Raw genomic sequence first — 12,911 nt, 5'->3', positions numbered from 1 at the left:
TGGCCGGGATTCTCGCAAAGCCATTTTTTTTGATCATCATTCAGGTGGATGAAAATCAGGAAATAACATGGCACTGCATGCAAATAACCTGTGTTAGCCTGAAAACATTCGGTATTCGAAGCAATATCGTCAGACAAAATCAACATACGAAGATCGCGAAGCGACGGGGGGAGCATGCACCGTGACCAACTCATCGGGGACCTCTACGAGGCCGCGCTGCATCCGGATGGTTTTCTCGAAGTCTTTCACCGGGTATCCGAAAGCCTCGGTGCAAATGTATTTCACATGTTCAGTTGGGACGCCGCACGCAATGCGCCGAAATTCTCGATTTATTCACCGCGCGCGGAATTCGACGAGATCGTCGCGCTCTACGACCAGTATTACGGCGCGCTCGATCCACGCCGAGGCTTCGTGGAGAATGCACCGCTAGGCGAATTCGTTTGCTGCCAGGATCACCTGACCGAGCGCGATATCGAACGCAGCGAATTCTTCCAGGACTATCAAATTCCGTCGGGCATTCGCTATCTGATGGGCATTCGGTTCGCCCGCCCCGGTAGCGACAACATCTTGCTCGGGCTGTTGCGCGCGCACGGGCGCCCGCCCTATTCACCGGAAGAGCGTGCGATGCTGACCGGCATGGCCGGGCATCTGCAACGTTCGATCAACCTGTGGCAGGACGCCAGGGTACTGCATCACGATGCGGCACTCGGTACCGAACTGATGGAGGAACTGGGCCTGTCCGTCTTCGCGCTGGACCGGCATGCACGCATCGTGTTCGTCAACAGGGCGGCCGAAGCGATGCTTCGCGCGGCCACCTGGATCAGGCTCGAGAACGGTCATCTTGGCGCGGTAAGTGCGCCTCAGAATGACGCGCTCAAGGCGGCGCTGGGGCGTGTCGCGAAAACCCGCAAAAGCGAGAGTCTGGCCTTGTCCAGCACCGTGAACGCCGCGCACGAAGTCTTTCTGAGCATCGCCGCCTTGTCCGGACACGGGCGGCATGCCGTTCTCGGCGATGCGATGCTGCTCGTCACGGCCAGGCAACGTAGCGGGGCGCCGCTCGTCGCCGCGCAACAGCTACGACAGGCGTTCGGCTTGTCGAGCGCGGAAGCCGCCGTCGCCGAGGCGTTGATCGGTGGCAAGACGCCGGACGAATGCGCGGCCAGCGCGGGCGTGTCGCTCGCGACCATTCGCACCCAGTTGCGCGCGATCTACGAGAAGACGCACACCCGGAACCAGGCCGAGGCAGTGGGACGGATGCTCTGGGTGCTACCTCGGCATTCGCGCGGTGATTGATGCTTCGAAACCGCTCGCCGGGTGGTGATAAGTCGCTTTCCGGCTCTGCGCGAGACCGTCGATCTTGCTACTGTCGTGTGTCGCCTCGTTCACGGCGTAGTCGTAGTGGCGCAGGATCTGCCCAATCTGGTCGAGCAGGTAGCGCCCGCGTCACGAGCCGTGGCACGTTCTCGAACACGATGAGTTCCACCGGGTCCTCCTTCCGTGCTTCACACGCCAGCCGGACTCGCCCTTGCACCGCGAGGAAATGAACACGCAGTGCGGATGCTGGTTGCCGGCAGCGACATGGATGTCCGTGGCGGCCGCTTCGCGCCACGTTCAAGGCTGCGCGTGGAGCGCAGCCTGCAGGGCGAGTATCGAACGGGTGACTACAACGCTTCGAGAACAGTCGCGATCCCTTGTCCGCCACCGATACACTGCGTGGCAAGCGCGTAACGACCATTCACACGGCGCAGTAGCGTCGCCGCCTTGGCCGTGATCCGTGCGCCTGTTGCGCCGAGCGGATGGCCAAGCGCGATTGCTCCGCCGTCGATATTGGTTCGATCGGGATGGATGCCGAGCTCGCGCATGCATGCGATCGCTTGCGAGGCAAAGGCTTCGTTGATCTCGATCACATCCATGTCCTCGATGCGCAAGCCGGCACGCGCAAGCGCCTTGCGGGTCGCGTGTACCGGCCCCATCCCCATGATTTCGGGTTCAAGGCCCGCAATTGCAGTCGACCGTACGCGGGCGAGCATGTCGAGCCCATGCTGTCGCGCGAATGCTTCCGACGTGACGAGTACGGCAACGGCACCATCCGTCAAAGGCGAGGCGGTACCCGCCGTGACGGTACCGCCTTCCCCGAACGCAGGTTTCAGCGCAGCAAGCCCTTCGAGCGAAGTCTGCGGACGCAGACAAAGATCGCGATCGACCACGGTGCCGTCGGGCGTGATAACCGGCACGAGCTCATCGACCAGACGACCTTCGGCTTGCGCACGTGACGCCTTGCGCTGAGACTCGACGGCGAACGCGTCTTGTTGCTCACGCGAAATAGCCCAGCGTGCCGCCACGTTTTCGGCAGTGATGCCCATTGGCGTGTACGCCTGGGTCGGAACGTCTGCATCGGGATGTTCTCTCGACGCGAAACGCGGATTCGGAGATGCCGACAAGCCGCCTTGCGGCACCATCGTCATGCTCTCGACACCGGCCGCGATGAACGCTTCGCCGGCACCGATGGCTATCTGTCCGGCCGCCATGTGGATGGCATACATCGACGAGCCGCAAAAGCGATTGACCGTCGCGGCACCGATTTGAACGGGCAGTCCCGCGAGCAGCGATGCGATACGTGCGACGTTGTCTCCCTGAGCGCCCTCGGGATAGGCGCACCCCATCAGTACATCCTCGATCAGGTGTGGATCGATTCCGCTGCGTCGGACCAGTTCGGCAAGTGCGACGGCGGCGAGATCATCCGGCCGCGTTGCGTGAAAGGGTCCTTTGCGTGCAAATGCGAAAGGCGTGCGCACATAACCAGCGATGACGGTACGATTCATTTCACCATTCTCCAGATATAGCCGATCGATAACGGCGGGTCGTTGCGTGATCCGTCACACCTCGACCCGAGTCCAGATACGTTTGGGCACCATCGTGGCCGCGCATACCAGCGCTGAACCGATCGTCCCCGCCGCGACGAAGGCGGACAGCGTGCCCATGCCGCCCCCCAGCTGATTGACGGCCAGCCATCCACCACCGGCCGCAATGAACAAGCGAGCCGTTCCACCCAGGATTGTCCAGAAAGGACGGCCGATACCCTGGGCCGCAAACGAGAGGATGAAAGACACGCCGACCAGACCGTAGAGTGGCGCGATGGTCCTCAAATAGAGGCCCCCGAAGTGTGTCGTGGCCGTGTCTTGCGTGAACAGGCCCAGCCAGACGGGAGGATGGATGGCGACGACCAACCCGATGATCTGCGTGAAGCCGGCTCCCATCGCAATGCCGAGCCAGGTGGCTCGTCTGGCCCGCGCGACGTCGCCGGCTCCCATGCATGTCCCGACGACGGTCAGCACGGCGGTACCTAGACCGAACAGCAGCGGTATCAAGACGTAGTCGAGTCGTGAAGCGATGCCGTAGCCGGCCAGCGCAGCCTGGCCAAAACGCCCGACCACCGCGGTCAGCAATACGACCATCAGATTCAGTTGCAGTGCGCCTATCGACGAGAGCGCACCAACCCGAAGAATGTCCGAAAAGAAGCGCAGATTCAGCGGCGTGCGCGTCAGGACCAATCCGGCGTGCCCCCTGGCCATGTAGATCAGAAGCGCGACGGCGGCGATGCTGTAATAGAGGGAGACGGCAATACCCGCACCGGCAATGCCCAGGCCGGGTACAGGGCCCATGCCGAAAATCAGCAAAGGCGAAAGCGGAATCAGCACCAGCGCACCGGCGAAAGTCGTGATCGCGGGAATCTTGACGTTCCCGCTGCCTCGCAGGGCTGCGCACAGCAAGTTGACGATCCAGACCGGTATGGCGCCAGCGAATACGTAGTTCGAATAGGTCACCGCCGCAGCGAGTCCCGGCCCTCGACCGCCGAGTGCGGCATACAACTCGGGACCGTAGCACCACGCCAATATCGTGAAAAGGCAGCCGAGTGCCACGGCCACGACAACCGCATGCAGGACGAGCGCGTCGGCATCGCGCCGTTTGCCGCCGCCAATTGCTCGAGCCACGGCGGACGCAACGCCACCTCCGATGCCGCCGTTGGACATCATCGTCATCAACATCGAGATCGGGAAGACAAGCGACACGCCGACCAACGAATCGGTACCGAGAAAACTCACGTACCACGTCTCCAGCACGCCGACGAATGTCTGGGCGATCAATACGGCCATGGTGGTTACCCCGAGCGACAGCAGGGTTCGAAACAGGGGGCCGCCCAAAATGCGGGCGCGACGTAGCGCGCCGGCATCGGGCTTGTTTGAAGTCTGATCCATATGCTTCGTCCCTATCCCCGGTCGGACAGGAACGACAGCAGCAGCTGATTGACCGCGTCAGGCGCTTCTTGCTGCGCGTAATGACCGATTCCGGCAATCAGGTGCTTTCCCTTCAGGTTGGGCACGTTACGTTCGAGCGTCTCGTATTCGTCCTTCGCCATCTTCAGCACGCCATCCAGTTCACCGGCGATGAAGACCGTGGGCTGGAGGATGCGCGCGCCGTCCAGGAACGGCGTCAGCTCCCAGTTCCGATCGAAGTTCCGATACCAGTTGATGCCGCCCCGGAAACCCGACATCTTGAACTGTGCCGTGAAGTAGTCGAGTTCCTCCGTCGTCAGCCACGCGGGTTGCTCGTCGGGGAACACGAGACTGTCGACAAGACGACTGGCCTTGTCGAAACGGACGAAGCTGGAATGGCGGTGTTTTTCACTCGAGCGAGCCTGCCCCGAGGCCGAATACAGAATGCCCAGCAAAGCGCGGCGAACGTCGGCTTCGAGCTCGCGCTCGATCCGCCCCGGTTCCTGAAAATACTGTTGATAGAAATGCTGCTCCTGCGTGAGCAATTGAAAGCGGACGGCCGGCCGCAGTGTCTGGCGCGGCAGGTACGGCACGCTCAGCAAAGCCAGTTTGCGGAACATGTCGGGACGAAGCAGTGCGGCGGACGCTGCGACCATGGATCCCCAATCGTGCCCGACGAGAATCGCGTGTTCTTCCCCCAACGCATGAACCAGGCCGACCAGGTCCGCAACGAGATTCAGGACGTTGTATGCGTCGACCGCTTGCGGTGCATCGGTGTCGGCGTAGCCTCGCTGATCCATTGCGACAACCCTGTACCCGGCCCGCGCCAATGGCGCGATTTGATGGCGCCACGAAAACCACGATTCAGGCCACCCGTGACAGAGCAGGATCAGCGGCCCGGATCCCTGCTCCACATAGTGCATGCGAATGCCGTTGGTATGGACGTATCCATGTTTCCAGTCCTGTCCCACTTCCGCCCCCTTGGGTAAATAAGAGTATGGTCGACATCCAATTAGAGTATGAATACACTCTAAGTGTCAACGGGAAGTTTTACACGGAGCGCTCCGGCGCAGGATCGATATGAGAAAGTCCAGGGAAGAGGCAAGCGAGACCCGCAAGCGGATCGTGGAAACTGCCGCAAGGGAGTTTCGCGAGAAGGGGGTGGTAGGTGCGGGGATTGCCGACATCATGTCGGCTGCCGGCTTGACCCCAGGCGGGTTCTATCGGCACTTCGAGTCGAAGGACCATCTCGTGGCGGAAGCATGCGATGTTGCCAGCGCGACGCTGTACGGGACGCTCGAGTCGTTCGTGCAGGGGAAACCGCCTCGTGAGGCGCGCCGGGAGATTGCGGAGCGTTACCTGTCGGTCGCGCATCGCGACAATATGTCGATAGGCTGCCCGTTTGCGGCGCTGGGTGGAGATATGGCGAGAGCCGATTCACGCACGCGGCAAGTCGCGACGGACGGGTTTCTCCGTCTCGTAGGTCTCATCGAGGCACAGTTGGGAGGCACGGAAGCAAGCAAGCGTGGCAAGTCGCTGGCGGCCGCGTCAGCCATGATCGGTGCGCTGATGATGTCGCGCGTGGTCGATAACGAGGCGCTGTCGGAAGAAATACTCGAGGCTGCTCGGGATGCGCTGTGCAGATAACGCGGGAATGGCTTTCCTCGATGATTTGGCATCCTCGGTATTCTCGAATGATCCTGATGCTGCGTGAGCACACGCAGCAAACGAAGCCAATTAAATCGGGGATTGCGGTTTAGTCGACATTGAAGCGCCCCAATGCTCGACGAAGGTTTTGCCGAGGATCGAACGCGTAGCGCACCCGTCCCGGGGGAAACAGTTGCCTGTTGCCCGCGCCGATGACGACAGCAATTGCACCGGTGACGCGTAACACCAGTGCAATTGCGCGATGCAAGCCGGTCGTCAGTTCCCGACTTCCTTCAGCAGTGCCGCGGCGGCCAGTTTGCCGATGTTGTTGGACGCAAGCGGGCTATCGCCCGTGATCAGTTTCCGGTCCTGATGGCACCGGCCCGTCATGTCCTTGTTCAACACCTTGGCGCCGAGTTTTTCGAGGCTTTCGGCGACGAGCCACGGCAGCGGGCCCGGCATGTACCCGATATCGAGATTCGGCCCCTTGTCGAGGGCATCCGGGAACACGCAAACCTCGTAGTCCTTGAACGGATAGTTTTGCGGATCCTCGTCGACGGCCGCCGACAGCAGGCACGCCGGGCCGTGACACAGCGTGATGATGTGCCGGTCGTTGTCGAGCGCCCACTTGAGGGTTCGCTTTACCTCCTTGCTGTGCGGAATCCCGGCGAGCACGCCGTGGCCGCCGGGAATGAACACCGCGATGTACGGCGAATCGGCGCCGAGGTCCTTTTCGAGCACGTCGGACAATTTGAGCGGCGTCTTGAGTTTCGGCAGGTATTTCCGGTACGTGGACTGCACGGCCTCGTCGTCGCCGGGCATGGCCCACAGCTCCAGCTTGGCGGGATTGCCCGAAAGCGTCGCGACATCGATTTCAAAGCCGGCCTGATCCATGTGATGCATCGGCAGCAGCATCTCGACCGGATGATTGCCGGTCGAGAACATCTTGCCGTTCGTCATCAGGATGTAGCGTTCGTCCGTGGCGATCATCAGGACCTTCCACTTGCCGCCCTTGTACGGGTTCGGGTAATGCGCGCCGTCGAAGTCGGTCTTTGAAGACGTGTACTGCGACAACGAATACGGCGACGGAAAGTACGCATTGTTCTCGGCCGGATCGGGCGAGGGGATCTTGTCCGTTTGCTGCGGCTCGGTGGTCATAACTGCTCCTTTCACTGGACTGGGTTCAGGAATCGGTCTGGCGTCGACGATTGCCGTGCTCAGCCGACGGAGGCCTTCGAGTCTGCTCGGTAGGTCTCCTTTGCACTTCGAGGCGAAGACGGCGATTTCGCCAGGCCGCGCGAGCATGCCCGGAAATCTTACAACGCGGCCGGGATTAATTGCCCCCCCGATCAGGTGGGTTGCCGCCCGCGCGATCGATCTCGGCATGGCCGATCCGCCAGGACGGCTTGTCCCCCCAAACGTGGGGGTGTCCGGCGCATGCCGGTACGGTATCTTGACTGTCACCCTGGCCGACGCGAACCGTCGTCGACGACGGCCTGCATGGCCGCCAGAAACCTTGAATCGGGCCACGTCGCCGCTCACGGAGACTCTCATGAACCCTTCGCATTCCGGCTCCCGGGATGAGCCATTGCCGTCCGCGTCCACGTATCCGCTGCTGGTCAAGCAATTGCTTCACACCCCGCTGGCGACGCGGCCGGAACAGGAAATCGTTTACGGCGACCAGGTGCGCCACGACTACTGGACCTTCCGCCATCGTCTGGGTCAACTCGCCAGCGGGTTGTCGTCGATCGGCGTCGGGACCGGAGATACGGTCGCGGTGATGGACTGGGACAGCCATCGTTATCTCGAGTGCTATTTCGCGATTCCGATGATGGGGGCGGTGCTGATGACCGCCAACGTTCGGCTGTCTCCCGATCAGCTCCTGTACAGCCTCAATCATTCGGGGGCGCAGGTTGCACTGGTGCATCGCGACTTTCTGCCGATGCTCGCCGGCATTCGCGACCGGCTCGAAACGGTGAGACGGTTCGTGCTGATCGGCGACGGAGCCGAGATCGACCTTCCCGATGGGTTCGTCGACGAGTACGAGCATTGGGTCGGCGCCAGCCCGCCGGATTTCGTGTTCCCCGATTTCGACGAACAGACCCGCGCGACGACGTTCTACACGACCGGTACCACGGGGCTGCCGAAAGCCGTGGCGTTCACCCATCGCCAGCTCGTGCTGCACACGTTGGCCGGTATGGCGGCACTGTCGAGCGCGCGCGATCGCGGCCGCATCCATCGTGACGACGTCTACATGCCGATCACGCCGATGTTCCACGTGCACGCATGGGGCATTCCGTATATCGCGACCGCGCTCGGCCTCAAGCAGGTTTATCCGGGGCGCTATTCGCCGGACGGATTGCTCGCATTGATCGCGCGCGAATCGGTGACGTTCTCGCACTGCGTGCCGACGCTGCTTGCGATGATCCTCGACAGCCCGGCGCTGGCCGGGATCGACCTGTCGTCGTGGAAGGTGATCGTGGGCGGCTCGCCGCTGCCCGAGGGGCTGGCGCGGGCGGCACTCGCGCGCGGCATCGAGGTGTACACGGGTTACGGCATGTCCGAAACCTGCCCGCTGATGACGATCGCGCAGGTCGATCCGCCGCTCGGGGCCGGCTGCACGACGGACGACGACGATATCGCGCGCCGGACGAAGGCAGGCTTGCCGCTGCCGCTCGTCGACCTGCGCATTGTCGACGCCCAATTTCGCGACGTGCCGCACGACGGCCGCTCGGCGGGCGAAATCGTCGTGCGGATGCCGTGGGCGACGCAGGGTTATCTCGGCGACGGGGCGGCATCGGCCGCGCTGTGGGCCGGCGGATATCTTCATACGAACGACATCGGCGTGATCGACAAGGACGGTCGGCTGCAGATCACGGACCGGATCAAGGATGTGATCAAGACGGGCGGCGAATGGGTGTCGTCGCTCGAGCTCGAGGACATCCTGTCGCGCCATCCGGCCGTACGGGAATCGGCCGTGATCGGCGTGAAGGACGCGCGGTGGGGCGAGCGGCCGCTCGCGCTCGTCGTGCTGGCTGACGAGCATGTGGGCCGCGTCGGGCCGGCGGAGTTGCAGGCGCATGTGAAGCAGGTGGCCGACCGCGGGCTGATCTCGCGCTATGCGGTGCCGGAGCGCCTGCTGATCGTCGACGCGATCGAGAAGACGAGCGTCGGGAAGATCAACAAGCGCGCGCTGCGCGAGCGCTACGAGCCCGACTGAGTGCGGCGTGGCCGCCGGGTGCCGCTCGCACTTGCGGTGCGGCGCCGGGTCGGCACGACGGAATCGTCCGGAGGACGTCACCCGAGGGTCGTCTTGCCGAGATCCTCGAAGAGCCGGACGTTGTCCCAGTAGGCGGCGAGCCGCTCGATTCGGCCGTCGGTATCGAATTCGAACACGAACGCATGCCGGAGGGAGAACGTGCGTCCGCGGTTCTGGATGCCGGCGAATTCGCGTACCTGCGTGCCGCCGATCGTGACTTCGGCGGTGGCGTGACGGCCGGCGTCGTCCGCATGAATGGCGTCGACCTCGTTGTGCAGGTCCGGAAATGCGTCCAGCAGCGCCGCCCAGATGGCCTTGCCCTGTACGTCCGCCCGGCCGGTCACGCCGATCGGCACGTAGTCGAGGGTGGCATCCGGCGCGAACAGCGTGAGCATCCCTTCGATGTCATGCCGGCGATACCGGTCAAAAAACGCGGCGACGGCGTCGCGACTGTTCATGGCGGCTCCTGGGGAAAGCGCAGCGTCGGTGGCGGCGCGGGTCGCCCGCGATGCCGAGTTGCCAGAATGAAACGACATTGTCGTGCGAGGTACCCCCCGAATGGGGGGCTGAACATCGTGCGCCCGTTCAAGAACAATGCGGGTCCTTTGGAGCCGACCGCGATGCGGCGCCGCGAGCGGGCGGAGCGGTACGGACATCACCTACTTTTGACGGCCGGCGCCGACTCGCTATGCTGTTGCGGAGCGCCGCGGGCCGTGGCCGGGCATCTGGCCGGGCGGCCGGCGGTGCTTTTCCTGCCGGGCGGATACGCGCAGTGCGCGAGGAGAACGTGAACAGCATGACGCCGAGGGACAACAGACGATCAACCAGCCCGGCGGACGCCGACACGATCGAAGTGCTCGTGCGCACCAAGCTCGCGCCGCCGTCGGCCAGCGGGATCGTGTCGCGCATCACGCGGCTCGGGCGGCTGCGCCGTGGCCTCGATCGCCGTTTGACGCTCGTCTGCGCACCTGCCGGGTACGGCAAGACGACGCTGCTGGCGGAATGGCGCAACACGCTGGTCGAATCGGGCAGGAAGGTCGCGTGGGTGAGCCTCGACCAGGACGACGACAACGCGTCGATCTTTTCGTCCTACGTCGTCGCGGCGATCGTCGACGCGACGGGCGGGGTCGGCGCGCATGCCCGGCAGATGCTGCGCGACCGCGCACTGATTCCGCTGAAGGTCGTGTTCGACGAACTGCTCAACGAGCTGGAAAGTTCGGGTGTCGAACTGTTCCTGATGCTCGACGACTTCGATCGCCTCGTGTCGCCGGTCATCCACGACGCGATGTTCGGTCTGCTGCGCTACGCGCCGTCGAACCTTCACGTCGTGCTGTCGTGCCGTTCGGCACCGGCGCTGCCGCTCAGCTACTTCGATTCGCGCGACCAGCTCGTGCGAATCGACGAGAATGACTTGCGTTTCGACGATACCGAAACGCGCTCGTTCTTCGAGCTGATCGCCGGCAAGCCGCTCAACGCGGCAAACGTGGAGCGCCTGCGCGCGGCCACCGAGGGCTGGGTGTCGGGCCTGCAACTCGCGGCGCTTGCATTGAACGACGACAACGATGCGGCGCGCGTGGCCGAACAGGTCAGCCATGCCCGGGCCGGCATCGCCGCGTACCTGAACGAGAACGTGATGACGCAGGTGCCGGACGCGATCCGGCGCTTCCTGCTGCACACGGCCGTGCTGGACCGGATGACGCCGGCGCTGTGCGATGCGCTGACCGGCCGGGACGATGCGCTCGGCTGCCTCGAATGGCTGATCGGGCATAACCTCTTCATCCGGTCGATCGACGGCGACCGCCAGCGTTATCGCTATCACGCGTTGTTTCTGCAGTACCTGCGCGAGGAACTGGCGCTGCGCGAGCCCGATGCGGTGGCGACGCTCAATCGCCGTGCGAGCGAGTGGTATGCGGCGGAGCGGCAGTGGCCGGACGCCGTCCGGCACGCGCTGGCAGCGGGCGATTTCGACGCGGCCGCCGCCTGGGTCGAGGCATGCGCGATGAAGCTGATCGCGTCGAGCGACGTGCGCACCGTGCTCGACTGGGTGTCGCGCCTGCCCGGGCAGGCGCTGGCAGGCCGGCTGCGGCTGCGGATCGCGCATGCATGGGCGCTGGCACTGGCGATGCAGATCATCGACGCGCGGCACGCACTCGATGCGCTCGAAGCCGACATCGACGCGGGGCGGCTCGACACCGATGCCGTCACGGCGACCGAGTTGCTGGCCGTCCGCTCGCTGATCGTCGCGCTGTCGGATCGCAGCATCGAGGCGCTGCACCTGGGCGAGCGCGTACTCGCGGCCGGCCCGCCGTCCGGTTCGTGGGTCGAGCAGATCGGGCAGACCGCGCTGAGTTTCGGGCTCGGGTACGCGGGCCGCCTCGACGACGCGCTGGACCTCCGGGCGCGGGCCGAGCGCGCGGCGTCCGGCCACGAACCGCTGTTTGCGAACGTGTATCGCCAGAACATGTCCGGCCTCGCGGAGTTCGTCGCCGGCCGCTTGCACGACGCGTCGAAGACGTTCGAAACGGCGTTGCGTGCCGCGGAGCGGGCGGCGGGGCGCCTGTCGGCGGCGACGGCGCTGTCGTCCGGTTACCTGTCGGCCATTTACTACGAATGGAACGACTGGCAAAAGGTGCGCGACGCGCAGGTCGACCGCTTCGACATCGCGATGCAGGCGTGTTCGCTGGGGCCGCTGCTCAGGTTCGTGCAGACCGCCGCATTGCTGCAGTTCCAGGCCGGGCACGAAGCGCGCGCGCACGAACTGCTCGACGAGGCCGATCACATCGCATGCAGCCGGCAATGGCTACGGCTGCGCGTTGCATGCATGGCGACCGGCATCCGGCTTCACCTCCATGCCGGGAAGCCGACGCAGGCGCATCGCGTCGGGCGGGCGCTCGCATCGCTGGTGTCGGAGGCGCCGCCGGAAGAAACGTCGAGCCAGGTCGAGACATGGCAGATGGCGCAATCCGCACGTGCGCGCCTGCTGCTTGCCGATGCGCGCGCGGACGAGGCCGCGCAAGTCATGGCGACCGTGCACGAGTTGCTTGCCGCCCGCGGGTTCGACTGGCTGGCGGCGCAGGCGGCCGTGTTGCGCGCGCTCGCGTGCGAACAGGCGGGCGACGAAGAGACGGCGCTCGCGATGCTCGCCCGCGCGCTCGAATACGGTCAGGGCAACGGGCTCGTGCGGACCTTCGTCGACGAAGGTCCGCCGGTCGAGCGTATGTTGACGCGCGTGCAGAACCGGCTCGACCGGTTTCCGGCGCTCGGGGCGTGGTATCCGCGCGAACTGATGCGTGCGTTCGACGCGCAGCGCGCCGCGGGCGCGACGCCGGCCGGGCGGCCCGGCGTGGCCGGCAACCTGAGCGCCCGGGAAGTCGAGATCCTCGACTACGTCGCGCGCGGGCTCTCGAACAAGGAAATCGCCCGTGCGCTGCGCGTCGCGCCGGAGACGATCAAGTGGCATCTGAAGAACATCTTCGAAAAACTCAACGTCACGTCGCGCATCCAGGCCGTGCGCAGCGGGTTGGCGCTCGAAGCGTCCCGCACGCGCCCAGGCGGCGAATGAACGGCTTGCGCCCGCAGGCGATTGGCCGGGGCAGGCGATACAGCCTCTGATCCGGACATCGACCGTCGACCCATAGGTGTACGGACTGTTCGTTCGTCACGAAGAGCACGCCACGCTCGAGCGGATGAGGTTACGTCGTCATATCGGCTCGCGACCGGTGCGTCTGCGC

Annotated in this window: 9 protein-coding genes; 4 read left to right on the top strand and 5 right to left on the bottom strand. The window is 64.3% G+C overall.

The annotated features are described in order from the left end of the window. The first annotated feature begins 174 nt into the window (after positions 1–174). Positions 175–1,293: a helix-turn-helix transcriptional regulator gene (locus tag ACTJLD_RS32745; RefSeq protein ID WP_124672570.1), complete on the top strand. Its 1,119-nt coding sequence runs from the start codon at positions 175–177 to the stop codon at positions 1,291–1,293. Positions 1,294–1,661: 368 nt separating this feature from the next. On the opposite strand, the gene ACTJLD_RS32740 is transcribed toward ACTJLD_RS32745, so the two are convergent. The 3 genes from ACTJLD_RS32740 to ACTJLD_RS32730 are packed head-to-tail and all read right to left on the bottom strand — an operon-like array spanning position 1,662 to position 5,197. Further along, on the bottom strand, positions 1,662–2,822 hold the full coding sequence (locus ACTJLD_RS32740; protein ID WP_440660736.1) for a thiolase family protein: 1,161 nt from the start codon (positions 2,820–2,822) through the stop codon (positions 1,662–1,664). Between the two features lie 54 nt (positions 2,823–2,876). Continuing rightward, on the bottom strand, positions 2,877–4,256 hold the full coding sequence (locus tag ACTJLD_RS32735) for an MATE family efflux transporter (RefSeq protein ID WP_081084747.1): 1,380 nt from the start codon (positions 4,254–4,256) through the stop codon (positions 2,877–2,879). An 11-nt stretch (positions 4,257–4,267) separates the two neighbouring features. Continuing rightward, positions 4,268–5,197, bottom strand: coding sequence for an alpha/beta fold hydrolase (locus ACTJLD_RS32730; RefSeq protein WP_440660770.1), 930 nt, complete (start codon positions 5,195–5,197; stop codon positions 4,268–4,270). A 157-nt stretch (positions 5,198–5,354) separates the two neighbouring features. On the opposite strand from ACTJLD_RS32730, the gene ACTJLD_RS32725 reads away from it, so the two are divergent. Continuing rightward, positions 5,355–5,921: a TetR/AcrR family transcriptional regulator gene (locus tag ACTJLD_RS32725; RefSeq protein WP_027792270.1), complete on the top strand. Its 567-nt coding sequence runs from the start codon at positions 5,355–5,357 to the stop codon at positions 5,919–5,921. 276 nt (positions 5,922–6,197) lie between these two features. On the opposite strand, the gene hchA is transcribed toward ACTJLD_RS32725, so the two are convergent. Continuing rightward, positions 6,198–7,079 (bottom strand): glyoxalase III HchA, encoded by an 882-nt coding sequence (gene hchA / locus ACTJLD_RS32720; RefSeq protein ID WP_440660768.1) that lies wholly within the window; start codon positions 7,077–7,079, stop codon positions 6,198–6,200. 394 nt (positions 7,080–7,473) lie between these two features. On the opposite strand from hchA, the gene ACTJLD_RS32715 reads away from it, so the two are divergent. Continuing rightward, on the top strand, positions 7,474–9,141 hold the full coding sequence (locus ACTJLD_RS32715) for a fatty acid--CoA ligase (protein ID WP_440660735.1): 1,668 nt from the start codon (positions 7,474–7,476) through the stop codon (positions 9,139–9,141). 77 nt (positions 9,142–9,218) lie between these two features. Here ACTJLD_RS32715 and ACTJLD_RS32710 read toward each other — a convergent pair whose 3' ends face one another. Continuing rightward, positions 9,219–9,638: a nuclear transport factor 2 family protein gene (locus ACTJLD_RS32710; RefSeq protein WP_059685771.1), complete on the bottom strand. Its 420-nt coding sequence runs from the start codon at positions 9,636–9,638 to the stop codon at positions 9,219–9,221. Positions 9,639–9,976: 338 nt separating this feature from the next. Between ACTJLD_RS32710 and ACTJLD_RS32705 the strand changes: the two genes are divergently transcribed. Continuing rightward, positions 9,977–12,742 (top strand): LuxR C-terminal-related transcriptional regulator, encoded by a 2,766-nt coding sequence (locus ACTJLD_RS32705; RefSeq protein ID WP_440660733.1) that lies wholly within the window; start codon positions 9,977–9,979, stop codon positions 12,740–12,742. The last annotated feature ends 169 nt before the right edge of the window (positions 12,743–12,911 follow it).

It is taken from the genome of Burkholderia sp. 22088, assembly GCF_052045915.1.
Classification (GTDB): domain Bacteria; phylum Pseudomonadota; class Gammaproteobacteria; order Burkholderiales; family Burkholderiaceae; genus Burkholderia; species Burkholderia cepacia.
Note: the sequence above shows the minus strand (reverse complement) of the source record. Positions and strands in the feature narration are given on the sequence as shown.

Excerpts from the sequence above, each read along its gene's own strand:
- ACTJLD_RS32745 (WP_124672570.1), top strand. The coding sequence starts at position 175 with ATGCACCGTGACCAACTCATCGGGGACCTCTACGAGGCCGCGCTGCAT.
- ACTJLD_RS32740 (WP_440660736.1), bottom strand. The coding sequence starts at position 2,822 with ATGAATCGTACCGTCATCGCTGGTTATGTGCGCACGCCTTTCGCATTT.
- ACTJLD_RS32735 (WP_081084747.1), bottom strand. The coding sequence starts at position 4,256 with ATGGATCAGACTTCAAACAAGCCCGATGCCGGCGCGCTACGTCGCGCC.
- ACTJLD_RS32730 (WP_440660770.1), bottom strand. The coding sequence starts at position 5,197 with ATGCACTATGTGGAGCAGGGATCCGGGCCGCTGATCCTGCTCTGTCAC.
- ACTJLD_RS32725 (WP_027792270.1), top strand. The coding sequence starts at position 5,355 with ATGAGAAAGTCCAGGGAAGAGGCAAGCGAGACCCGCAAGCGGATCGTG.
- hchA (WP_440660768.1), bottom strand. The coding sequence starts at position 7,079 with ATGACCACCGAGCCGCAGCAAACGGACAAGATCCCCTCGCCCGATCCG.
- ACTJLD_RS32715 (WP_440660735.1), top strand. The coding sequence starts at position 7,474 with ATGAACCCTTCGCATTCCGGCTCCCGGGATGAGCCATTGCCGTCCGCG.
- ACTJLD_RS32710 (WP_059685771.1), bottom strand. The coding sequence starts at position 9,638 with ATGAACAGTCGCGACGCCGTCGCCGCGTTTTTTGACCGGTATCGCCGG.
- ACTJLD_RS32705 (WP_440660733.1), top strand. The coding sequence starts at position 9,977 with ATGACGCCGAGGGACAACAGACGATCAACCAGCCCGGCGGACGCCGAC.